The 21,393-nt window shown below is 64.0% G+C and carries 19 protein-coding genes; 13 read left to right on the forward strand and 6 right to left on the reverse strand.

The window, feature by feature from the left end; all coding sequences use genetic code 11:
* Positions 1 to 138: 138 nt before the first annotated feature.
* Positions 139 to 774: a DUF1062 domain-containing protein gene (locus tag AB4037_RS05200; RefSeq protein WP_441770772.1), complete on the forward strand. Its 636-nt coding sequence runs from the start codon at positions 139 to 141 to the stop codon at positions 772 to 774.
* 97 nt (positions 775 to 871) lie between these two features.
* Here the strand turns inward: AB4037_RS05200 and AB4037_RS05205 are convergent, their stop codons facing one another.
* From AB4037_RS05205 to AB4037_RS05215, 3 genes are all read right to left on the reverse strand, one after another.
* Positions 872 to 2,389: a sodium:solute symporter family protein gene (locus AB4037_RS05205; RefSeq protein WP_441770773.1), complete on the reverse strand. Its 1,518-nt coding sequence runs from the start codon at positions 2,387 to 2,389 to the stop codon at positions 872 to 874.
* Between the two features lie 4 nt (positions 2,390 to 2,393).
* Complete coding sequence (locus AB4037_RS05210; protein ID WP_434960831.1) at positions 2,394 to 2,600, reverse strand: hypothetical protein; 207 nt, start codon at positions 2,598 to 2,600, stop codon at positions 2,394 to 2,396.
* 114 nt (positions 2,601 to 2,714) lie between these two features.
* Complete coding sequence (locus AB4037_RS05215; protein ID WP_441770774.1) at positions 2,715 to 3,812, reverse strand: class II histone deacetylase; 1,098 nt, start codon at positions 3,810 to 3,812, stop codon at positions 2,715 to 2,717.
* 160 nt (positions 3,813 to 3,972) lie between these two features.
* Between AB4037_RS05215 and AB4037_RS05220 the strand changes: the two genes are divergently transcribed.
* Positions 3,973 to 4,953 (forward strand): response regulator transcription factor, encoded by a 981-nt coding sequence (locus AB4037_RS05220; RefSeq protein ID WP_441770775.1) that lies wholly within the window; start codon positions 3,973 to 3,975, stop codon positions 4,951 to 4,953.
* Between the two features lie 20 nt (positions 4,954 to 4,973).
* Here the strand turns inward: AB4037_RS05220 and AB4037_RS05225 are convergent, their stop codons facing one another.
* Complete coding sequence (locus AB4037_RS05225) at positions 4,974 to 5,246, reverse strand: bifunctional hydroxymethylpyrimidine kinase/phosphomethylpyrimidine kinase (RefSeq protein WP_441770776.1); 273 nt, start codon at positions 5,244 to 5,246, stop codon at positions 4,974 to 4,976.
* A gap of 242 nt (positions 5,247 to 5,488) precedes the next feature.
* Here AB4037_RS05225 and AB4037_RS05230 point away from each other — a divergent pair, with 242 nt between their 5' ends.
* The 5 genes from AB4037_RS05230 (at position 5,489) to AB4037_RS05250 (ending at position 10,316) form a co-directional block, all read left to right on the forward strand.
* Positions 5,489 to 5,668 (forward strand): hypothetical protein, encoded by a 180-nt coding sequence (locus AB4037_RS05230; RefSeq protein ID WP_441770777.1) that lies wholly within the window; start codon positions 5,489 to 5,491, stop codon positions 5,666 to 5,668.
* A gap of 364 nt (positions 5,669 to 6,032) precedes the next feature.
* Positions 6,033 to 6,308 (forward strand): hypothetical protein, encoded by a 276-nt coding sequence (locus tag AB4037_RS05235; RefSeq protein WP_434960835.1) that lies wholly within the window; start codon positions 6,033 to 6,035, stop codon positions 6,306 to 6,308.
* Positions 6,309 to 6,424: 116 nt separating this feature from the next.
* On the forward strand, positions 6,425 to 7,216 hold the full coding sequence (gene otsB, locus AB4037_RS05240; RefSeq protein ID WP_441770778.1) for a trehalose-phosphatase: 792 nt from the start codon (positions 6,425 to 6,427) through the stop codon (positions 7,214 to 7,216).
* Between the two features lie 32 nt (positions 7,217 to 7,248).
* Positions 7,249 to 8,667, forward strand: a complete 1,419-nt coding sequence (gene otsA / locus AB4037_RS05245; protein WP_441770779.1) for an alpha,alpha-trehalose-phosphate synthase (UDP-forming) — start codon at positions 7,249 to 7,251, stop codon at positions 8,665 to 8,667.
* A 365-nt stretch (positions 8,668 to 9,032) separates the two neighbouring features.
* Positions 9,033 to 10,316, forward strand: coding sequence for an NAD(P)/FAD-dependent oxidoreductase (locus AB4037_RS05250; RefSeq protein ID WP_441770780.1), 1,284 nt, complete (start codon positions 9,033 to 9,035; stop codon positions 10,314 to 10,316).
* An 81-nt stretch (positions 10,317 to 10,397) separates the two neighbouring features.
* On the opposite strand, the gene AB4037_RS05255 is transcribed toward AB4037_RS05250, so the two are convergent.
* Positions 10,398 to 11,297 (reverse strand): LysR family transcriptional regulator, encoded by a 900-nt coding sequence (locus AB4037_RS05255; protein ID WP_441770781.1) that lies wholly within the window; start codon positions 11,295 to 11,297, stop codon positions 10,398 to 10,400.
* A gap of 240 nt (positions 11,298 to 11,537) precedes the next feature.
* Between AB4037_RS05255 and hglS the strand changes: the two genes are divergently transcribed.
* The 5 genes from hglS to AB4037_RS05280 all read left to right on the forward strand — a co-directional run bounded on the left by hglS (position 11,538) and on the right by AB4037_RS05280 (position 19,391).
* Positions 11,538 to 12,956 (forward strand): 2-oxoadipate dioxygenase/decarboxylase HglS, encoded by a 1,419-nt coding sequence (gene hglS / locus AB4037_RS05260; RefSeq protein ID WP_441770782.1) that lies wholly within the window; start codon positions 11,538 to 11,540, stop codon positions 12,954 to 12,956.
* A 14-nt stretch (positions 12,957 to 12,970) separates the two neighbouring features.
* Positions 12,971 to 15,979, forward strand: a complete 3,009-nt coding sequence (locus tag AB4037_RS05265; protein ID WP_441770783.1) for an FAD-binding and (Fe-S)-binding domain-containing protein — start codon at positions 12,971 to 12,973, stop codon at positions 15,977 to 15,979.
* Positions 15,976 to 17,553 carry an L-piperidine-6-carboxylate dehydrogenase gene (gene amaB / locus AB4037_RS05270; RefSeq protein WP_441770784.1) on the forward strand — a complete coding sequence of 526 codons (1,578 nt, stop codon included), beginning with the start codon at positions 15,976 to 15,978 and terminating at the stop codon, positions 17,551 to 17,553. Before AB4037_RS05265 ends, amaB begins: the two co-directional genes overlap by 4 nt.
* 7 nt (positions 17,554 to 17,560) lie before the next feature.
* Complete coding sequence (locus tag AB4037_RS05275; RefSeq protein ID WP_441770785.1) at positions 17,561 to 18,790, forward strand: pyridoxal phosphate-dependent aminotransferase; 1,230 nt, start codon at positions 17,561 to 17,563, stop codon at positions 18,788 to 18,790.
* 70 nt (positions 18,791 to 18,860) lie between these two features.
* Positions 18,861 to 19,391 (forward strand): GNAT family N-acetyltransferase, encoded by a 531-nt coding sequence (locus AB4037_RS05280; RefSeq protein WP_441770786.1) that lies wholly within the window; start codon positions 18,861 to 18,863, stop codon positions 19,389 to 19,391.
* Between the two features lie 24 nt (positions 19,392 to 19,415).
* On the opposite strand, the gene AB4037_RS05285 is transcribed toward AB4037_RS05280, so the two are convergent.
* Complete coding sequence (locus AB4037_RS05285; RefSeq protein WP_441770787.1) at positions 19,416 to 20,588, reverse strand: NAD(P)/FAD-dependent oxidoreductase; 1,173 nt, start codon at positions 20,586 to 20,588, stop codon at positions 19,416 to 19,418.
* Between the two features lie 87 nt (positions 20,589 to 20,675).
* On the opposite strand from AB4037_RS05285, the gene AB4037_RS05290 reads away from it, so the two are divergent.
* On the forward strand, positions 20,676 to 21,389 hold the full coding sequence (locus AB4037_RS05290) for a helix-turn-helix domain-containing protein (RefSeq protein ID WP_441770788.1): 714 nt from the start codon (positions 20,676 to 20,678) through the stop codon (positions 21,387 to 21,389).
* Positions 21,390 to 21,393 lie beyond the last annotated feature (4 nt).

Consider the following 21,393-nt stretch of genomic DNA (forward strand, 5'->3'; position numbering starts at 1 on the left):
GGTCTGGCTTGTCCGAATGTGCCATGTGCATAGGCCGCTGCCCCAGCTCCCTCCCCAGCGAACATCGCCATACCGTGCCCGTAACGGGCCTCTCCGATCGCCATCTCGGTGGACTTCCATACGGAAGACCGAGACGGTATGTGCAATCTTCTCACGGTCCGCTGGACCATCACGCCCCGAAGCCCCCCTGAACCCTGGCTGGCCTGCACCGGATGCAGCATCGCCCGCCCCTTCCGTTGCAGCGGCAAGACAAGGCTCAACGCCAGTGGCCGACGGCTCGATGCCTGGCTGATCTATAAATGCCCGGTTTGCGACAAGAGCTGGAACAGGCCGCTGTTCGAGCGCCGGCCCGTGCAGGATATTCCTCCGGATATGCTCGCCGCGTTGCAGACGAACGACCCGATTTGGATTCGTCGCCAGGCTTTCGATCTCGCAGCCTTGCGCTCGCACGCCTTCCATATCGAGGAATGCGCCGAGGTCGACGTCACCAAGCGAGTGCTCGACCGGCCGGATGGCTGGTCCATCCTGCATGTCGAACTCAGTGTCGACCTGCCAGCGGGAATTCGCCTGGACCGCCTCCTGGCGCGCGAACTCGGCCTGTCGCGAGCAAGGCTGCAATCGCTCCACCGCCAGGAACGGTTGCGCCTGGAACCCGGCCGTTCCGACGCCCTGCGCAAGCGCGTGGCAGATGGCGCCTCAATCATGCTCAACCTTGCCGATGAGGCGGACCAAACGATGATCGGCGATGCGGCCTCGGGACATTCAAGGCCGTAGATAGCTGACGCCTTCATGGCGGCGGAGCCGCGTCTGCCCGGGGCTCGGCACGAGGCCCCCACGCCGGAAACTTGCGGCGCGGGGGTACTGCATACCATCAGATAGGCCGCGGCTGCGCTTTGCCGGCCGGCAGATCATCGCCCGCCTCTTCCGCTGCGCCATCAAACAACCGGCCGATGCGCCGGCGCTCGGCCTCATTCTGTGGCAATGCGTAGGACAGCGCGACATAGACCAGCGTGTTGACAATGAGGCCAACCACCCCCGAGGTCATCCCCGCCAAGGCTGGAATGGACACGGGGTAGAGGAACTGCAGCACCACGGCCACCGCGAAACCGGCGACCATACCGCTGGCGGCACCCGCCGCGTTGCCTCGGCGCCAGAAGATGCCGAGATAGAGCGCCGGCGCCAGTTGCACGATGCCTTGATAGGAGGCGAGCGCCAGAGTGAGCAGGCCGGCAGTGACATTGGCGGTCGCCACCGCCCCGGCCACCGCCAGCAAGGTAGCGATGACGATGGTGATGCGCGCGGTACGGGTGTTGGTGGCCTCATCCGCGCCGCCGACATGGATGATATCCTGGGCGGTATGGGTGCCGACCGCAGCGGTGATGGCGTTCACATTACCCACCGTGGCGGCGAACACGGCCACGCCCGCCAGCGCCAGGACGAACGGCCCGCCATGCCCGGCCGCCAGGAACCAGACATTGTCCGGTGCCTTCGCCACCTCCGGAAGCTGGGAGGCCAGCATACTCATGGTCAGCATGATGGCGAGGAACACGAACATGAACGGCGCCGCCTTGAGGGCGGAATTGCGCACCGCCTGGGCACTCCTGGCCGTGAACAGGCGCACGAAGATATCGGGCCAGCACCACGAGCCCATCGCGCCGGTGAACACCAGCGAGAAATAGTAGAGCGGGCCGAGATCGCTGTGCAGGCCCGGCAGGCTGGCAAAGCTCTCCGGCAGGCCGGCAAAGCCCAGGCCCTGCGACATCAGCCAGACGATCAGGCCGAGCGCCACCAGCCCGCCGACGCCATAGGCGAAGATGCCCTGGATCATGTCCGAGATCACGATGCCGCGCATGCCCAGCCGCACCGTCCAGATCTGCCGGACGGCCAGTACCGCGATGCCGACGAATACCGCCGTCGTCGGCGCAACGGCACTGAAGGACAGATAGGAGAAGACGAGGCCAAGCGACTGGAAGGCGAGTACCAGCCAGGGAAAGGCCGAGATCACGCCGATCACGGCGGCAATCACGCGCACGCTGGTGGAATTGTAGCGCATGCCGACGAAATCGGCCTGGGTGCGCAGGTTGAACGCCTTGCCCCAGTCGAACACGCGCTGCGCCATCAGGAACATGAACAGCACCGCCAGCAGCGAATAGGAGATCACATAGTAGCCGATCACCCCGGCTGAGGCGGAAAGCCCAGCGAAGGCGATGAAGATCGTCCCGGGCAGCCAGGTGTTGAGGAAGGCCATGGTCTGGAACCATGACCCGAAGGAGCGGCCGGCCACCGCATAGTCGGTGAAGTCCCGGCCCTGCTGGCGGGTGCGCTCCAGCACCACGACGACGCCGATGAAGAACAGGGCCAGCAGCCCATAACCGATCAGGAAGTCCATGGCCCTATTCCTCTTCCCGGTCCGGGCTCGCCCGATGCAGATAGGTGAGGCTGACGACCAGGAACAGGCCGCTGCCCATGAAGAAGAACATCGCCATGCCGAGACTGCCGCGCGCCATCGCCAGATGGATCGGCGGAAACAGCATGATGATCAGGTTGAGCCACAGCAAAAGGCGGCGGACACGGCCAAAGTCAGACGCTTGCCTTTCCATTTCGTCCTCCCATCTCGATATTCTCCTGCTGGGTGGGCGGCGCGCCGTCGAAGCCCTTCGCTGGGCTTCCGCACGCACCATTCTTGTTGTTCTTCACGTCGCGGCCAATAGGCGTCACAGGCCGCAAGCCTGTATCACCGCATCGACCAGGGCCTTCTGGTGCGGCTGCAGATCCTGTCCGGGCAGGTCCTTCCAGAAGGCCTCATAGGGATCCTGGACGCCCGTCTCGACGCCGCTGAGCGTCTCAACCACGGCCAAGCCGCAGAAAGGCACGTAGAAGGGCGAATAGCCGCCCTCATGGCTGATCACCAACCGCCCCCGGCAGATCGAAGCGGCGAGATCCATCAGGCGACGGGTCATAAGGCGATAGGAGCCGGAAACCAGCATCATGCGGCCGAGCGGATCGGCATTGGATGAATCGAAGCCGCTCGCCACCATAATGACATCGGGCTTGAAGCGGGCAATTGCCGGCAATACCACCCGGTCGAAGGCATCGAGATAGGCCCCCTCACCCGAGCCCGCTGGCAGCGGGATGTTGATCGCCGAGCCCTTGCCGGCACCGACACCGCGATCGGCAACCTTGCCTGTATCGGGCGGGAAATTGCCATCCTGGTGCAGGGAGATGGTGAGGATGTCGGGATCGGCTTCGAAACAGGCCTCGGTCCCGTTGCCGTGATGCACGTCCCAGTCGACCACCGCCACGCGCTCGATACCGAGCTTGGCACGTGCATGGGCGATCGCCACGGCGACATTGGCGAACATGCAAAAGCCCATGCCCTTCTCCGGGCGGGCGTGGTGGCCGGGGGGGCGCACCAGCGCATAGGCATTGGCGACCTCGCCCTGCACCACCGCCCGCAACGCACTGATGGTGCCGCCGGCAGCCAGGCAGGCGAGGTCCACGCCGGCAAAGCCGAAGGGCGAAACGCCATCGCCCATGTCGCCGCCGCGGATGTCGGCACTGAGCGCCTTCATCTTGTCGAGATGTTCGCTCGTATGGACACGCAGAATGTCCTCGTCGCTAGCCTTGGTGATCTCGATGCGTTTCAGGGCCTTGGCGATGCCGGAGACCTCCACCAGGGAGGCGAAACGGGCCTTTGATTCCGGCGACTCGACATGCTGCAGGGGCTGGATGAATTCGCCCTTCAGGAACCCGGCCGCCGTGCCGGTGTCGTGCCAGCCAAAACGCTCATGCCACACCCATCCCGTGGTCATCGCAGTTCTCCCTCATCTGCATGTTTTCCGGCAGGCTAGCGCATGCAAACAAGGCGGGAATGGTGCAGATGCACTATTGGCGGCGGGCACCAACCTTGTGACGAACACCGTCCACGGTTAACATGACAAAAATACAACCCTCCATCCGGGGTCGGTGCATGTGACTTCCAAACTGTCCATGTTCTCGCAATTCGTGGTCGATCTTCATCAAGCCGGCCGGCGCGCCGACAAGGATGCGGATTTTGACGTGGCGGCCCACGCCCTCGAGCTGTTGCGCCCCCTGCTCGGTTTCGACTGTGCCTGGTATGGCTGGGCTCGCTTCGTGGACGACCGCACCACTGTGCCCGCCTCCTCCACGCTTTGCCTGCCGGACGGTTTTGCCCCGTTCTGGTCGACGATGGCCAGCCAGGACCTGGTCGCCACGGCCTTGCGCCGGGACCGCGGCAAGGTCTGCATCTATGACCGTGGGCAGCCCCGGCAGACCGACGAGATGGCCGAACTGTCGGAGCGCTACGGCATCCGCAAATGGGCCTCCGCCATGCATAATCGGCCGGGGCGCGCGACCACCTTCTTCGTCTCGGTCTATCGCACCCGGTGCCATGACCCGCATTGGGACGGGGAGGACCTGCAGCTTCTGCAATGCGCGGTAGATCACTTGTTCCTGGCGCTGCAGGCCGCGTTCGAGCGTCGCAGTGCGGACGGGCCGGGCGAGCGGGCGACACTGGCGGTCGACGAAGCCGGCTTCGCCCATCTTGGCCTGGATCAGTCCCATAGTTTCCTCAGAACCATCTGGCCCGGCTGGAACGGCGATCGCCTGCCCCGGCCTCTCAGGCAAGCGGCTCTGCATCCCGGCATCCATCTGTTCGAGCGCGAGGGTGTGGCGGTGAGCTGTCGCGAGGATCGCGGAGCAGGCCGGCAGTCGAGCCTGATCAGGCTGGAACTCTCGCTGCTATCCAAGCTCGACCGGCTCTCGCCGCGCGAGCGCGAAGTGGCGCACCTGCTCGCCAGCGGAGCAACCCACAAGCAGGCGGCGCAGATGCTGGGCAGCGCACCGGCCACCATCCGCAACCAGACCCAGGCCATCTACGACAAGCTGGGCATCCGTTCGCGGGCGGAACTTGCCAGCGCCGTGCGGCGCTGAGCACGTAATGGCCGACTTTATCAGCCACCGCCTGCCGGCAATTCCTCGCGCCACAAGGCGTGAAAATGATGGACGGGGCCGCGGCCGCTCCCGACCGTCAACCGACCGGACGCCTTCAGTGCCTCGGTAAGATAAAGCTCGGCCTCCTCCACCACTTTTACCAGGGGAAGCGAGGGCAGGAGCGCAGCGATCGCCGCCGACAGTGTACAGCCGGTGCCGCGCAGATTGCCGGTCGCGACACGCGGCGCCGCATGCTCGGTGATGCCGCCTCGGTCTGGATCTGCCGGGAGCAATCCTCGCCACTGCCGGCATCATCGCCGCGAGCCTCGGCTTGATCGCCAGCGGCGAACAGGCCTCGCCGTCCTCGCCTTCATCAATGGCGCGACCTCCTACGGATTGGTGCTTCTGCCCGGCCAAATCCTGCTTGCAATCGGCCTCTCCCTGATCTTCTCGGGCTCGGCCGTGCTCGCTACCACCCATGTGCCCGAGCACCAGGCCGGTCTTGCCGGTGGCGTCATGAGCACCGCCACGGAACTTGGACCGACCCATCGGTCTGGCCGCGCTGATGTCGGTTGCCGCAGGGCAATCGGATGTGGTCGCCGGCTATGCCACGGCATTTGCCGCCGCTGCCCTCGTCTGTGTCATTGCCGCTATGGGTCGAATGGCCCTGGTGAGGGGCGGCTGCAATCTCCAGTCCGCGCGGGGTACCGGATGAAGCGCAGGCGGCCGCCGTGCTTTCGCGCAAACCACCCACCCAAAACGCCCAGACCATGCGGTCTAAAATCCGATTCGACAGATAAGAGGTATAATTAAACCTTGAAATTTCGTGCGACCTGGATCTGCATGTAGCACATTGTTTCAACGACGGTATCGGAGGCAGGATCGAGCAAGTTGACCAAACGGCACTTTCCCTTTGTTTGCCAAGATGATGTGAGGGATTCTGAGCCACGTTTCCCCTTTCAGGAAGTGCACCTGAAGGATATCCTGGTTGCGTCAGGCTTTTTCGTGCGCCATGTATCGGCGCTGTTGCATCTCGATATTCGGAGGTATCTCAATACACCCTCCGAGGGGCACCATGAATGTCCTGCGCATTCGTGGCTGGAGAGGGGGAGAAGATGCCGGTTTTGCCGGAACCCATGACCGTGGCGGATCTTATCGATCTGCTGCGCGAGCAGAACCCGGAAGCTCTGGTCACCATTGGCAATCCCAACACCGGGCCCGATTGTGCCGGTGCCCTCTTCAGCGGCTTTGTCCGGCCTCAAGGCAAGTCTTTTCGACACATGCCGTGGAGCCAGGTTCAGCATGAGGGATATCTGCCGGCCGTCGTGCTGGAGCGCCATGTGCGACGGAAATGAACTTGGCGTCTTGGCCCGCGGATGATGGCGATATGCCTGCGTGCCACTCCCGCCCAGGCTTTTGTCGATGGCTTTTTTGCTTGCCCTGCCCGCGCTCCGCGCCTACCTAAAGGGCCATGTATGAGGATAGAAACAGTCAGGACAGCCCTGGCAATTCGCCCTCGGCTGGCGAGACGGTCTTTGCGTCAGCCTTATCTGAGCCCGACAAATGGGCGGTTTTCCTGGATATCGATGGCACGCTGATCGATCTTGCCGCGACGCCGCTGTCGATTACCGTTCCCCCGACGCTGCCCGATGACCTCTGGGCTCTTTCACGGCATCTGGGGGGTGCCATGGCTCTGGTCACCGGCCGGAACATCGTGCTCGCCGACGAATTATTTGGCCCCCATCTTTTTCCCATCGCGGGCTTGCATGGTGCCGAACGGCGTGATGCTTCCGGCGCGGTGGACAGCCTCACCGTCCCTTCGGCTTTCGAGCAGCTCAAGCGCGACATCGCCGACGAGGCTGGAGCGTGGTCTGGCGTCGTGGTCGAAGACAAGGGCGCGGCATTGGGGGTGCATTACCGCCTGGCTCCCGAGCGCAAGGCCGATGTCGAGGCATTGATGTCGCGCTTCGCCCCAACCATGCCCGACTGGTCGCTTCAGCACGGCAAGATGGTGGTCGAGTTGCGCCCTGCGCGTGCAAGCAAGGGCAAGGCGTTGGAAGCCTTCCTGCAGGAAGCACCTTTCAAGGGCAGAGTTCCCCTGGCGATCGGCGACGATCTCACCGACGAGGCCATGTTCGAGACGGTCAACAGCCTCGGCGGCCAATCGATCCGTATCGGATCGGCAGGGACCCAAACGCGCGCTCGCGCGTTGATATCATCGCCAACGGCTTTGCGGGCCTTGATCGCCCGCGTTGCGGCCTAATCCGATTCCGTCATCAATATTCGAAAGTTCCCATGGGTCGACTTGTCGTCATTTCCAATCGAGTTCCCGTTCCCGCGCGCAGCGGTGAAGCACCCGCCGGTGGTCTGGCGGTTGCCCTGAACGCCGCCCTGCAGGAGCGCGGGGGCATCTGGTTCGGATGGTCCGGAAAATCCAGTCCCGGCGTCGAGCCCCCTCCCCCCAGATTCCAGCAGCAGGGCAATATTTCCTATGTGCTGACCGATCTGACCGAGACCGACGTGGAAGAATATTATCACGGCTTCGCCAATCGGGTGCTCTGGCCGATCTGCCACTACCGGCTCGACCTTGCCGAATATGGCCGCAAGGAAATGGCGGGTTATTTTCGCGTCAACCGCCTGTTCGCCCATCGCCTGGCTCCGCTGATCAAGCCGGACGACATCCTATGGGTGCATGACTACCACCTGATCCCCCTCGCCTTTGAATTGCGGCAGATGGGTATAAAGAACACCATCGGCTTCTTCCTGCATATCCCTTGGCCTCCTTCGGATGTGATCGCCGCCATGCCGATGCATGAGGAAATCATCCGGGGCCTGTCCCACTACGATCTCATCGGCTTTCAGACCGACTACGATCTCGACAACTTCGCCGGCTACCTCGCCCGGGAAGGCATCGCCAGGGATCTCGGGGAAGGCCGGTTCGAATATCACGGGCTGCATTTCAAGGCCGCCGTGCATGGCATCGGCATCGAGACCAAGTCCTTTGCCCAGATGGCGCAGGTCGCTATCGGCAACAGCGCTGTCCGCAAGGCGCGCCAGAGTGTCGAAAGCCGCGACCTCATCATCGGCGTCGACAGGCTCGATTATTCCAAGGGCCTGACCCAGCGCATCGATGCCTTTGAGCGCTTCCTGCGCGCCTATCCGGGCTATCACAACAAGGTCACCTATCTGCAGATCACGCCGAAATCCCGCTCCGAGGTGCCGGAATATGAGACGATGCAGAAAATGGTGGCCGAGGAGGCCGGGCGGGTGAACGGGGCCATGGGCACGCTCGACTGGGTCCCCATCCGCTATGTGAATCGCTCGATCGGCCGTCATATCCTGGCGGGTCTTTACCGGATCGCCAGGGTTGGTCTGGTCACGCCTCTGCGCGATGGCATGAACCTGGTCGCCAAGGAATTCATCGCCGCCCAGGACCCCGACAATCCCGGCGTGCTCGTTCTATCGCGCTTCGCCGGCGCCGCGCGCGAGCTCAATGGCGCAGTGCTGGTCAACCCCTACGATACCGAAGGGACGGCCAACGCGATTGCCCGCGCGTTGAGCATGTCGCTGCAGGAGCGGCGCGAACGCTGGCAGAACATGATGAATTTCCTGCTCGTGCATGACGTGTCGCACTGGTGCGACGCCTTCCTCGATGACCTGGCGCAAAACAATCAGGTACTGCAAGCGTCGGTCTCGGCAAAGGCCAGTGCCTGAACGCGCCCAGGAAACCGAAGCTTCAATAAAAATATAGGACTTTCAGATAAGATTATGATTTTTATATAAAATATTGAATTTCATGATTTATTTTGGTCAAGAGAGCGGAGGGGGCGGCGATGCTCCCTTCCCGTCTGGATGACAGCGGCGTCCTTCGTTCGGCAGCTTCGGCGCGCGGATACGCCGTGCCGCGCCAGGCGTTTTCGATGCGCAGATCATTCCAAACCGGAATGCCATCTTGCCCATTCATGGATATCGGAGCCAGACAGGAAGCGATAAGGCTAGCCCGCATGCCTACGGCGAATGATGTCGCCTGCATCGGGCATCTGGGCAAAACAACCGCGTCCCTTTGGCGAGATCCTACCGTGCTAAATGATCCGCGCTCCCACGGCCTCTGGGAAAAGACCGCTCCCCGCGCGCCGCAAACCGAACCGCTCCGCCAATCCGTTATCGCCGACGTCGCCGTCATCGGCGGCGGCTATACGGGGCTGTCGGCCGCCCTGCATCTGGCACAGGCCGGCGCATGCGTGCATCTGCTGGAGGCCGTCGAGATCGGTTTTGGCGGCTCCGGCCGCAATGTTGGCCTGATCAATGCCGGCATGTGGGTCATGCCGCAGGACCTGCCCGGGGAACTGGGCCCGGTCCATGGCGAGCGTCTGCTGGAGATGCTCGGCGACGCGCCGGCCGTGGTCAAGGACCTGATCGCCCGTCACGACATCGTCTGCGAGCTCAGGACGAATGGCACCCTGCATTGCGCCGTCGGCCGCAAGGGACTGCAGGAAATCGAAGAGCGTGCCCGCCAATGGCGCAAGCGGGGGGCTCCGGTCGAACTTCTCGATGCCGAGGAGACCGCAAGGCGGGTGGGCACCAACGCCTACGCCGGCGCCCTTCTCGACAGGAGGGCCGGTACGCTCCAGCCCTTGGCCTATGCCAGGGGCCTCGCTGATGCGGTGCTGCGTCAGGGTGGCCACATCCATACGGGCAGCCCCGTCACCAATGTCGAGCATCGCGACGGCCGCTGGCTGGTGACGACCCCGCAGGGCCAGGTCACCGCAGCCTGGATCGTGGTCGGGACCGATGCCTACGGCCAGGGACCCTGGGAAAAGGTGCGCAAAGAGCAGGTGCATCTGCCCTATTTCAATCTGGCTACGGCTCCCCTCGCCCCGGAACTGCGCAAGCAGATCCTGCCGGGTGGCGAAGGCGTCTGGGATACTCGCACCGTGCTCTCCTCCTTCCGCATGGATCAATCCGGGCGGCTGGTCTTCGGCAGCGTGGGCGCTCTCAGCGGGGCCGGTGCCGCCGTCCACAAGAACTGGGCCAGGCGCGCCTTGCGGAAACTGTTCCCGGCCATCGAGCAGGTTGAATTCGAACATGAGTGGTTCGGCAAGATCGGCATGACCGGCAATGCTCTGCCCCGTTTCCACAGCTACGGGCCGCAGGCCGTCGGCTTTTCCGGCTATAATGGCCGCGGCATCGCACCCGGCACCGTCTTCGGCCGGGCGCTTGCGGACCACATCCTTGGCACGATGAGCGAAGCCGAACTGCCTCTGGCGAGGACCGAACTCACGCCAGCCGCCTTCAGGTCCTGGAAGGAAGCCGGCTACGAGGTGGGTGCCCGGCTCGTTCATATGATCGATAAACGACTCTGAATAGAAACTATAAATGATATATATATCAATTAATTATATATCATTTATGATCTAGTATATCATCAAATGAACGACGATCACCTAGTCGTCCTCGACTGAGACCTGTGTGCGAAGCCATTGCCGGAAGGCCAGCAAGGGCGGGTGCATGGCGCGATCGGCTGGCCAGACCAGGTAATAGGCCTCCGCGCTCACCATCGGCAGATCGAGAGCGCGAACCAGCCGACCGGCTTCCAATTCCTCGATGATGAGGAATTCGGGCAGCAAGGCAACTCCGAGCCCGGCGATCGCAGCCTGCGCTGCCGTGGCGAACTGATCGAACAGCATGCCCCGCACCGATTGGGCCGGCGCGCCATGCAGGGCGAACCAGCGTTCCCAGGCATCGGGCCTGGTGGTCAGATGCAGCAGCGAGGCAGTGCGGAGATCGGCAGCGGACTTGAACCCGAGTTGGTCGCGCAGGACCGGGCTGCAGGCAGGCACCACGGTCTCGGAACGGATCTTCTCCATTTCACCGCCGGGCCAGTCCGGGCTGCCGAAATGGACGGCGGCATCAACAGGATCCTGCCGGAAATCGAAATAGGACAAGCGCGTCACCAGATTGATGGTGATGCCGGGGTTGTGCGTCAGGAACTGCGGCAGCCGTGGTGCCAGCCAGCGCGTGCCGAAGGTCGGCAGGATCGCCAGGGTGAGCGTTCCCCCCAGCGGGTTGGCGCGAAGCATCAGCGAGGCGGTGCTGATCTTGCGCAGGGCATCGCGGATCTCGCGAGCATAGGCTTCGCCGCCCGGTGTGACGCTGATGGTTTGTTTTTCGCGATGGAACAGCTCGACTTCGAGTTGTTCCTCCAGAAGCTTGATCTGACGGCTGACGGCGCTTTGCGTCAGGTTGAGTTCCTTGGCCGCAGCGGTGACGCTTCCCGCGCGCGCCGCCGCCTCGAAGGCGCAAAGCAGGGAGATCGAGGGCAGGAAACGTCGCGGACCCTGCATCGCTTCACCCTCGGACCCGCATGGACCGCCCCAGAGATCGAGCGATCGATGGTCTCTTCCAACAGCGATATTGTTTCATCATTCCCCCAGCTTGGCTGACGGCCATGTTCATTCCCAACCGGTATGAGTTGTTGAGATAACATTGCTATTCAACCCGTGTCCATTGGCGCATGAGTTCCGGCAACATGACGATTGCGAATGAGATCGTCGCCCAATCGAGTCGCAGTGGGAGCCCGGGACATGGCCAATCAGACCTTCTTGCATCCAGACGAGATCCGAACCCTGTTCTCGACGGCCATGTCGCAGATGTACCGGACCGAAGTGCCGCAATATGGCACGCTGATGGAGCTGGTCGCCGACGTCAACGATACCACCCTTGCCGAGGATGGCGAGCTGCGGGAGACCCTGACGCGCAATGGCGAACTGGCCCGCTTGAGCGTCGAGCGCCATGGCGCCATCCGCCTCGGCACGGCGGAGGAATTGTTCAACATTCGCCGCGTCTTTGCCGTGATGGGGATGTTCCCGGTGGGCTATTACGACCTTTCCGTTGCCGGCGTCCCGGTTCATTCGACCGCCTTCCGTCCGATCGACGATGCCTGCCTGCGCAGCAATCCCTTCCGCGTCTTCACCTCGCTGCTGCGGCTGGAATTGATCGAGGACGAGGCCCTGCGCCACGAGGCGACATGCATCCTGGCGGCGCGGCGCATCTTCACGTCACGGGCACTGGAACTGGTCGACCTGTTCGAAACCAACGGCGGCCTGACACCTGGCGAGGCGCAGGAATTCGTCGAGGAGGCGCTCGAAACCTTTCGCTGGCATTCCAAGGCCACGGTCTCGCTCGGCACCTATGACAAGTTGCACGATGCCCACCGCCTGATCGCCGACGTCGTCAGCTTCAAGGGCCCGCATATCAACCATCTGACGCCGCGCACCCTCGATATCGACGCCGTGCAGGTCGCCATGCCCGCGCGCGGCATCATTCCCAAGGCCGTCATCGAGGGGCCTCCCCCGCGCAAATGCGCCATCCTGCTGCGCCAAACCAGCTTCAAGGCGCTCGAAGAGACGATCGAGTTCCTCGCCGAGGACAATGATGGCCGTGAGGGCACGCACACCGCCCGTTTCGGCGAAATCGAGCAGCGCGGCATCGCGCTCACCCCGAAGGGGCGTCGGCTCTATGACACGCTGCTGTCGGGCGTTCGCGCCGATGTCCGCGTCGGCCAAGGCGGCGCCAATGCCGGCGACTATCAGTCGGAACTCGCCGAACGCTTTCGTGCTTTTCCTGATGAATGGTCCGAGTTGCGCGCCCTGGGCCTGGCCTATTTCCGCTATTCTGCGACCGAGCAAGGCCTTGCCGCTCGGCAGGACAAGCGGCTTCCCGCAAGCGTCGACGAGCTGGTCCAGGCCGGCTTCCTGCGCTTCGATCCGATCGTCTACGAGGACTTCCTGCCGGTCAGTGCCGCCGGCATCTTCCAGTCGAACCTCGGCACCGACGAACAGCAGAATTATGGCGAGCGCTCGAACCGTATCGAGTTCGAAGGCGCCCTCGGCGCACCCGTCCAGGACGAACTCGCCCTCTATGCCGCCACCGAAAAGCGATCGTTGGATCTGGCCCTCGCACAGCTCGGCGATCCCCATTTGGCGATGATGGCCATCGCGTAAGGATCGGTGCAGCCATGAATATGAGAGTGCAGGTCGAGGAGAAGGCCGTCCCCCCGGGGCTCGATGCCTTCCTGTCCGCGCTGGTGCCCGCCGGCTATGCCGGCGACATTGCGCGCGATCGCGCCACTCGCATCGTTCATGCCACCGACAACAGCATCTACCAGGTCGAGCCGGCTGCGGTGCTGTTTGCCCGCGACGGCGAGAATGTCGCCCGCGTCGTCCGGCTGGCGGCCGATCACGGCATTCCGCTCTCGCCGCGTGGCGGCGGCACCGGCACCAACGGCCAGTCGCTGACGCGCGGGGTGCTGGTCGACACCTCCCGTTACATGAACCGCATCCTCGAGCTCGACCTCGAACGTCAGATGGTGACGGTCGAGCCGGGCGTGGTGCTCAACCAGCTCAACGACTATCTCCAGCCCTACGGCTTGTTCTTCCCGCCCACCGTTTCCACCGCCTCGCGCGCCACCCTGGGGGGTATGGTCGCCACCGATGCCTCCGGCAAGGGCTCGCGTATCTATGGCAAGACCTCCGACTATATCGAGGCGATGGAGATCGTTCTCGCCAATGGCGAGACCTTCCAGGTCGAGACGATGCCGGTTGCCGAAGCGCGCGAGCTGGCGCGGCGGGAAGATGCCGCCGGCCGCATTCATCGGGAAGTCTTGCGGGTCGTCGACGAAAACGCCGAACTGATCGCGTCGATCTTTCCGGAGATGAACCGGGGCCTGACGGGCTACAATCTCAAACATGTGCTCGGCGAGGACGGCAGCTTCCGCCTGCCCTATCTGCTGGCCGGGTCGGAAGGCACCCTCGCCTTCACCACCCGCCTGACCTTGCGGTTGCGCAGGCGCCCGGCTTGCCGTGCGCTGGTGCCCGTGCGCTACGCCACTTTCCAGGCGGCCCTCGTCGACGTCCAGCGCCTGCTGCAGGCTGAGCCGGCCGCGATCGAAATTCTCGACGACACCATCCTTTCGCTCGCCAGGCAGGATGTGGTGTGGGGAGAGATCGAGAGCGTTCTGGGAAGCGATGACGACAGGCCGGTGGGTGGGCTGAACTTCGTAGAGTTCGTCGGCGAGACGCAGGACGAAGTCGATGCGGCTCTGGCCCTCTTGTCGAACCTGCTCGCAGCGCAGCCCGGCACGGTTCTCGACTGGAAAATCGTCACCGACGCCAGGACCATCGCCGGCCTCTGGTCCCTGCGCGAAAAGGCCGTCGGGCTGCTCGGCCGTCTCGGCGGAGGCAAGCAAGGCACGCCTTTCGTCGAGGACACTGCCGTTCCTCCCGAAAGGCTGGCACCCTATGTGGAAGAGTTCCGCGCCATCCTCGATCGGCACGGCCTCGCCTATGGCATGTTTGGCCATGCCGATGTCGGCTGCCTGCATGTCCGCCCGGCCCTCGACATGCGCCTCCCCGAAGATGCCGCGCTGATCCGGCCGGTCAGCGATGCCGTTGCCGCCCTCACCAGGAAATATGGCGGCTTGCTCTGGGGCGAGCATGGCCGCGGCTATCGCGGTGAATATTCTCCCTTCTTCTTCGGGGGCAAGCTCTATGACGAGCTATGCGCTCTCAAGCGGGTGTTCGATCCGCTCAACCTGCTCAATCCCGGCAAGCTCGCCAGTGTCGATGCCACCCTGTATCCGGTCGAACGCATCGATGCCGTGCCGCTGAGGGGCGAGAAGGACCGGGCCATCGCCGCTCCTCTCCAGCGCGATTATGACCGGGCGATCGCCTGCAACGGCAATGGCGCCTGCTTCAACTGGGACAGGCATGATCCGATGTGCCCGTCCTACAAACTTACGCGCGACCGCCGCCATTCCCCCAAGGGGCGGGCCGCGATGCTGCGCGAATGGGCGCGATCGACCGCGACCACCACGGGTGACGCACTGCCAGACACCGCAATCGAGGAACAGCTCAAGGCCTCCCTCGATCTTTGCCTGTCCTGCAAGGCCTGTTCCAGCCAATGCCCGGTCAAGGTCGACATTCCCGCCATGAAATCGCGATTTCTGCATCGCTATTTCAAGCATCGTCGCAGGCCGCTGCGCCACAGGATCGTCGCTGCGATGGAGCCCGGCCTGTCGCTGGCCAGGCGTTTTCCCACAGTGGCCAATCTGGGTTTGCGGCTGATGGCCCTGTCACGCCTGGCGCGTTGGACGCGCCTGGTCGATCTGCCGGCTCTGTCCGTGCCCGTGCCCGCTCCGCGTCTTTCCCGCGCCGATCTCGACTGGCTCGCCGCCGACTCCTGGCATGACGAGATCATCCTGCTCGAAGACAATTTCACGAGTTCGTTCGACGGCCGCGTCGTCGACGCGGTCGCCGGCCTGCTGAGCCGCCTGGGCTATCGCGTGCATCGGGCCGGCCCCACCGCCAATGGCAAGGCGCTGCATGTCCTGGGCATGCTGGATGAATTTGCCAAGGTCGCCGGCACGGCCAGGGCCTATCAAAGCGGTCTGCTGGCAACGGGATTGCCAGTCGTCGGCATTGAGCCCGTCACCGTGCTGATGCGCGACCACGAATATGCCGGCCCGGGACTCGGGGAGCCGCTGCACATCCAGAGCCTCGATGAATTCCTGGCCAAGGCGCTCGAAAGCGGCCGGCTGGGACAGGCTCATCCGGCCTTCACGGCGGCGGCCTATCACCTCTTCCCCCATTGCACGGAGAAGACGGCAAAGCCCGGCACCGGCCAGGCTTGGGCGCGCGTCTTCCATCATTTCGGGCTCGACCTCAAGCTGCCCACGGCCGGCTGCTGCGGCATGGCCGGCCTTTTCGGACATGAAGCCGAGCATGCGCAGATGTCGAAAAACCTGTTCGCGATGAGCTGGGCCCCGCGTCTTGCCGACCTTGATCCCTCGACGGTGCTGGCCACCGGCTTTTCCTGCCGCTGCCAGACCAAGCGCTGCGCCGGCTTTTCTCCGCTCCACCCGGCGCAGGTACTTCTCGCTCATCTCGACAGCCTTCCCCGATCCCCGCAGGACGCAGTTCCGAATTCCCGGCCAATTCCGCATTCCCAGCAAGGAGAACCCCGATGACCGCATCGTCCGCCCAGCGCCACGCCGGCGCCGAACCCAGCACCGCGCCCCTGTCCGTCGTCGCCGACGCCATCGCGCTGCTCGAGCAGGTCGGCGTCAAGGCCAGCCTCTATACCGGCGGCACCCTTGCGGCCCGCTCGCCGATCACGGGCGAGACCCTGGCGGCCGTGAAGGAAACCAGCTCCGAGGAAGCGCTTGCGCGTATCGAGATGGCCCATCGGGCCTTCCGGGCTTGGCGCAACGTGCCAGCCCCCCGCCGTGGCGAGCTCGTCCGCCTGCTCGGCGAGGAATTGCGCGCGCATAAGGCATTGCTCGGCCGGCTGATTTCGATCGAAGTCGGCAAGACCGCCTCCGAAGGCCTGGGCGAAGTCCAAGAGATGATCGACATTTGCGACTTCGCCGTCGGCCTGTCGCGCCAGCTCTACGGCCTCACCATCGCCACCGAACGGGCAGACCATCGCATGATGGAAACCTGGCATCCCCTCGGCGTGACCGGCGTCATCTCGGCCTTCAATTTCCCGGCGGCGGTCTGGTCGTGGAACACGGCGCTTGCCTTGGTCTGCGGCAACGCCGTGGTGTGGAAGCCCTCGGAAAAGACCTTGCTGGTCGCCCTGGCGACCGAAGCGCTCGTCGAGCGTGCCTTGGCGCGTTTCGCGGTCGAGGGTGAAGCGGCCCCCGCCGGCCTGCACGGCGTTCTCTACGGCAATCGTGAGCTCGGCGAACTCCTGGTCGATCATGACAAGGTTCCGCTGGTTTCGGCAACCGGCTCCACCGCCATGGGCCGCGCGGTGGCACCGCGCCTGTCCCAGCGGTTTGCCCGTGCAATCCTGGAGCTCGGCGGCAACAACGCCGCCATCGTCTGCCCGTCCGCCGATCTCGATCTCACCCTGCGCGGCGTCGCCTTCGCGGCCATGGGCACGGCCGGGCAACGCTGCACCAGCCTGCGCCGCCTCTTCGTGCATGACAGCGTCTATGAGGCCCTGGTGCCGCGCCTCAAGCGCGCCTACGCCTCGGTCTCGATCGGCAGTCCGCTGGAAGCAGGCACGCTTATCGGCCCGCTGATCGATGAAGCCGCCTTCAAGGCCATGCAGAAGGCGCTTGTCGCTGCGAAGGAGGCCGGCGGTGCCGTCCACGGTGGCGGACGCGTCGATCTCGGTCTGCCGGACGCCTATTACGTCGCTCCGGCCCTGGTCGAAATGCCGGGACAGGTCGGCCCGGTGCTCGAAGAGACCTTTGCCCCCATCCTCTATGTGATGAAATACAGCGATATCGACACGGTGCTGGAAGCGCATAACGACGTGCCGCAGGGACTGTCATCCTCCATCTTCACCAACGACATGCGCGAGGCGGAGACCTTTCTGTCGGCGCGTGGCTCCGACTGCGGCATCGCCAATGTGAATATCGGCCCCTCCGGTGCCGAGATCGGTGGCGCCTTCGGCGGCGAGAAGGAAACCGGCGGCGGCCGCGAGTCCGGCTCGGACGCCTGGAAGGCCTATATGCGGCGGGCAACCAACACCATCAATTACGGCCGCACGCTGCCGCTGGCCCAGGGCGTGAAGTTCGACGTCGAGTGAGCCCGTCATGAACATGAATGTGCAGATGGCGCGGGGCTTTCGCCCCGCGCGCCGGATCGAGGCCATCGGGGTGTCGGAGATCCTCCGGATCACGGCCCTGGCCCAGCAGCGCAAGAAGGCCGGCCGGGACGTGATCATACTCGGTGCCGGGGAGCCCGATTTCGATACGCCCGCCAATATCAAGGAAGCGGCTGTGCGGGCTATCGCCGACGGCAAGACCAGGTATACCGCCCTCGACGGCACGGCCGAGCTGAAGGCGGCGATCCGCGAGAAGTTCCGGCGCGACAACGGGCTGGACTTCGGCCTCGACCAGATCACGGTCGCGGCCGGCGCCAAGCAGGTCCTCTACAACGCCATGATGGCGACCATCGACGAAGGGGATGAGGTGATCATCCCCACCCCGTTCTGGGTGACCTATGCCGACATCGTCAAGATTGCGGGCGGCACGCCCGTGCTCGTGCCCTGCCGCGAGGAGAACGGCTTCCGCCTAACGGCGGAGGACCTCGAGTGCGCGATCACGCCGCGAACGCGCTGGCTGATGCTCAATTCGCCGTCCAATCCGTCAGGCGCGGCTTACGCGGCCGAGCATTACCACCCCCTCATCGAGATCTTGCTGCGCCACCCGCAAGTCTGGCTCATGGTCGACGACATGTATGAGCACATCGTCTATGACGATTTTGCCTTCGTGACGCCGGCCGCGCTCGAACCTCAACTCGCCGGGCGGACCTTGACGGTGAACGGCGTGTCGAAAGCCTATGCCATGACAGGCTGGCGCATCGGCTATGCCGGTGGTCCGGCTCCCCTGATCGCGGCCATGGCCATCGTCCAGAGCCAGTCGACCTCCTGCCCCTCCTCCATCAGCCAGGCCGCCGCCGTCGAGGCCCTGGCCGGCCCGCAGGCGATCGTCAGCGAAAGATGCCAATCCTTCAAGGCGCGCCGCAACCTGGTCGTCGAGGCGCTGAACGCGATCGAGGGTATTTCCTGCCGGGTTCCCGAGGGCGCCTTCTACACCTTCGCGAGCTGCGGCGGATTGATCGGCAAGACGACGCCGGATGGCGTCATCCTCGATAGCGACCATGCTTTCACCGACTATCTGCTGCGCTCGGTAGACGTGGCCGTGGTTCCCGGATCGGCTTTCGGTCTCGGCCCATATTTCCGCATCTCCTATGCCACTTCGACCGGCGAATTGCAGGAGGCCTGCCGGCGTATTACAGCGGCCGTTGCACGCCTGTCCTGAGCCCATCGCGATTTGACGGAATCGGCGGAAATGGCAAAGACGCCTGAAACAGGGTGTGAGAGCGTGGGGGATGCTTGCGCTCGAACGCATCTGCTCCAGGGATGGCAAGGGCAAGCCGCTCTCCATGCTCGCCTCCCCTGCAAGGGAGGATTGCGTGCCGATCGACGTGATGATCCGCGATTTCAGCTCCGCCGACCGCGAGCCTTGCGCCAGAATCCTGTCCAAGGCCGGGCGGATGGCCTTCTACTGGGCCGATTGGCCCGTCTTCGACGGCCCCGGCTTCGATGAGGTCACCAAGGGCGAACAGATTCTGGTGGCCGAGACGCACAATCAGGTCGCCGGATTTGCCGCTGTCTATATGCCGGAGAATTTTCTGCATCACCTCTATATCGATCCCGACCTCGCCGGTTGCGGCATCGGGGCCACGTTGCTCGGCGAGACCATCAGGCGATACGGTCCGGCCCTATCGTTGAAATGCCAGATGCGGAACCAGGTGGCGCGAAACTTCTATCGCAAATGCGGCTGGCTCGAAGACGACCAGCCTGGCGGGGCCGACAGGCTCGGCTCCTGGCTGTTCATCCGCAGCCCTGGGCCATTTTGAAAGCCGTTGCCTCCTCCAGCAATCTCAGGCCTCGGCTGCCTCGTGCGGCACGATCGCGGCCTCGAGCCCGGGACGGGCGGGTGAGACAGCGGTAGGATCGAAGCCTTCGGCCAGGACCGCCTCTTCGACAGGCCGGCAGCGGACGAGCGCGGCAGCAGCTCTCGCGAGAGCCGGCGCCGTCTGGATTCCGTAGCCGCCCTGCCCCGCCAGCCAGAAGAAGCCCTCGGCCTTCGGATCATAGCCGACCACCGGACTGCGATCGGCGGCGAAGGTCCGTAAGCCGGCCCAGCGCCGGGCGATGGTACGGACCGGCAGATCGGCCGCGCGCTGGATGCGGTCGATGGCAATGGCGATGTCGAGTTCCTCGGGCTGGGCGTCGCAGGGATCGCTCGGCGTCTCGTCGGCCGGCGACGCCAGCAGCCGGCCGGCATCCGGCTTGAAATAGAAAGCCTCGTCGATGTCGATCGCCATCGGCCAGGCGGTGCCATCAAAGCCACGCGGCATGTCCAGCATCATTGCCGTCCGGCGCAGCGGCGTCAGCACCACGGTGGAGGCGCCGGCCAGCCCACCGACGGTGCTGGCCCAGGCTCCGGCGGCGTTGATCACGGTCCCGGCTTCGAACGAACCTGAAGAGGTCCGGATCCGCCAATGCCCGGCCTGCCGGTCGAGGCCTAGCAGCTCGGCCGAAGTGACGAGTTCGGCGCCACGCGCTTTCGCGCCCCGCAGATAGCCCTGATGCAAAGCGTGCACGTCGATATCCCTGGAACTGCCGTCGAGCAGCGCCTGGGCGACATAATCGGTCCGCAAGATCGGCACATGCGCACGCGCCTGAGCGGTATCGAGCACCGTCGGCTTCTTGCCACTCGCCTCGGCGAGGATGTCGGTGAAGGCGGCAAGGCGTGCTACTTGATCGGCGCGCGCGATGAACAGAACCGGCCGCGGCGTCAACAGGGGAAGATCGGCAAATCCGGCAGGCGGCGCTTCGTAAAGGCCGCGGCTGGCCCGCGTCAGCGCCCGGATCGTAGCGTTGCCATAGGTTTCGGAAAACAGGGCTGCCGACCGGCCGGTCGTATGATAGCCGCAGAACTGCTCGCGCTCGATCAGCAGCACGCGGTCGGTCTCCGCCAGTTCATAGGCCAGGGACGCCCCCGCCATGCCGCCGCCGATAATGACGAAATCGAACGCTGCCTTGCCCACTGCCAATCCCGCTGGAAAGATAATTTTCCTATTGATCAATTATTTTTCCGATTTGCGCAAGAACCTGTCTGCGTTATCATTATCGTGATGAAAAATCAGAGCAGGCCACCGATCAAACTTCCCGCCAAGCCAGCATCCGCGACGGAGGCCAAGGCCAGCCTGGGCGATTGCCTTCGGGACATACGCCTCCGCAACCAGTGGACCCTGTCGCAGATGAGCGCGATGACCGGGCTGGCTGTCTCGACCCTGTCCAAGGTCGAGAACAACCAGATGTCGCTCACCTATGATCGGCTGATCCAGCTCGCCGAAGGGCTCGGCGTCGACATCGTCGAGTTGTTCGGCACCCGCACGGCCGAGACCAGCCAGGCGCCCCTGGCCCGCCGTGCCATCAGCCGAATCGGCGAAGGGCGGCCGATCAAGACCAGCAATTACGATTATTTCTACCTCTGCACGGATATTTCCAAGAAGGCGATGGTGCCGATCATGGCCCTCGCTCACGCCAGAAGCATGGCCGAATTCGGCCCCTTCATCCGCCATGTCGGGGAGGAATACACCTATGTGCTCGAAGGCGAACTCGAATTGCATACCGAATACTACGCGCCGGTGCGGCTGAAGGCCGGCGAATCCTGCTATTTCGATGCGGCCATGGGGCACGCCTATATTTCGGTCAGTGAGGAGCCGGCTCGCGTGCTCTGCATCTGCTCGATCAGCGAGACCGACCTGATTGCCGCCACCCAGGATGCCAGGCCGGGGCCCGCTGCACGCAAACCGCGTGCGAAAAAGACTGTCGGCGACATATAGCATC

This window comes from Labrys sp. KB_33_2 (genome assembly GCF_052114505.1).
Classification (GTDB): domain Bacteria; phylum Pseudomonadota; class Alphaproteobacteria; order Rhizobiales; family Labraceae; genus Labrys.

Bases quoted from the DNA above. Each gene is read 5' to 3' on its own strand.
- AB4037_RS05265 (WP_441770783.1), top strand. From the start codon at position 12,971: ATGAATATGAGAGTGCAGGTCGAGGAGAAGGCCGTCCCCCCGGGGCTC.
- AB4037_RS05210 (WP_434960831.1), bottom strand. From the start codon at position 2,600: ATGGAAAGGCAAGCGTCTGACTTTGGCCGTGTCCGCCGCCTTTTGCTG.
- hglS (WP_441770782.1), top strand. From the start codon at position 11,538: ATGGCCAATCAGACCTTCTTGCATCCAGACGAGATCCGAACCCTGTTC.
- otsA (WP_441770779.1), top strand. From the start codon at position 7,249: ATGGGTCGACTTGTCGTCATTTCCAATCGAGTTCCCGTTCCCGCGCGC.
- AB4037_RS05255 (WP_441770781.1), bottom strand. From the start codon at position 11,297: ATGCAGGGTCCGCGACGTTTCCTGCCCTCGATCTCCCTGCTTTGCGCC.
- AB4037_RS05280 (WP_441770786.1), top strand. From the start codon at position 18,861: ATGCTTGCGCTCGAACGCATCTGCTCCAGGGATGGCAAGGGCAAGCCG.
- AB4037_RS05200 (WP_441770772.1), top strand. From the start codon at position 139: ATGTGCAATCTTCTCACGGTCCGCTGGACCATCACGCCCCGAAGCCCC.
- AB4037_RS05205 (WP_441770773.1), bottom strand. From the start codon at position 2,389: ATGGACTTCCTGATCGGTTATGGGCTGCTGGCCCTGTTCTTCATCGGC.
- amaB (WP_441770784.1), top strand. From the start codon at position 15,976: ATGACCGCATCGTCCGCCCAGCGCCACGCCGGCGCCGAACCCAGCACC.
- AB4037_RS05275 (WP_441770785.1), top strand. From the start codon at position 17,561: ATGAACATGAATGTGCAGATGGCGCGGGGCTTTCGCCCCGCGCGCCGG.
- otsB (WP_441770778.1), top strand. From the start codon at position 6,425: ATGTATGAGGATAGAAACAGTCAGGACAGCCCTGGCAATTCGCCCTCG.
- AB4037_RS05215 (WP_441770774.1), bottom strand. From the start codon at position 3,812: ATGACCACGGGATGGGTGTGGCATGAGCGTTTTGGCTGGCACGACACC.
- AB4037_RS05290 (WP_441770788.1), top strand. From the start codon at position 20,676: ATGAAAAATCAGAGCAGGCCACCGATCAAACTTCCCGCCAAGCCAGCA.
- AB4037_RS05235 (WP_434960835.1), top strand. From the start codon at position 6,033: ATGTCCTGCGCATTCGTGGCTGGAGAGGGGGAGAAGATGCCGGTTTTG.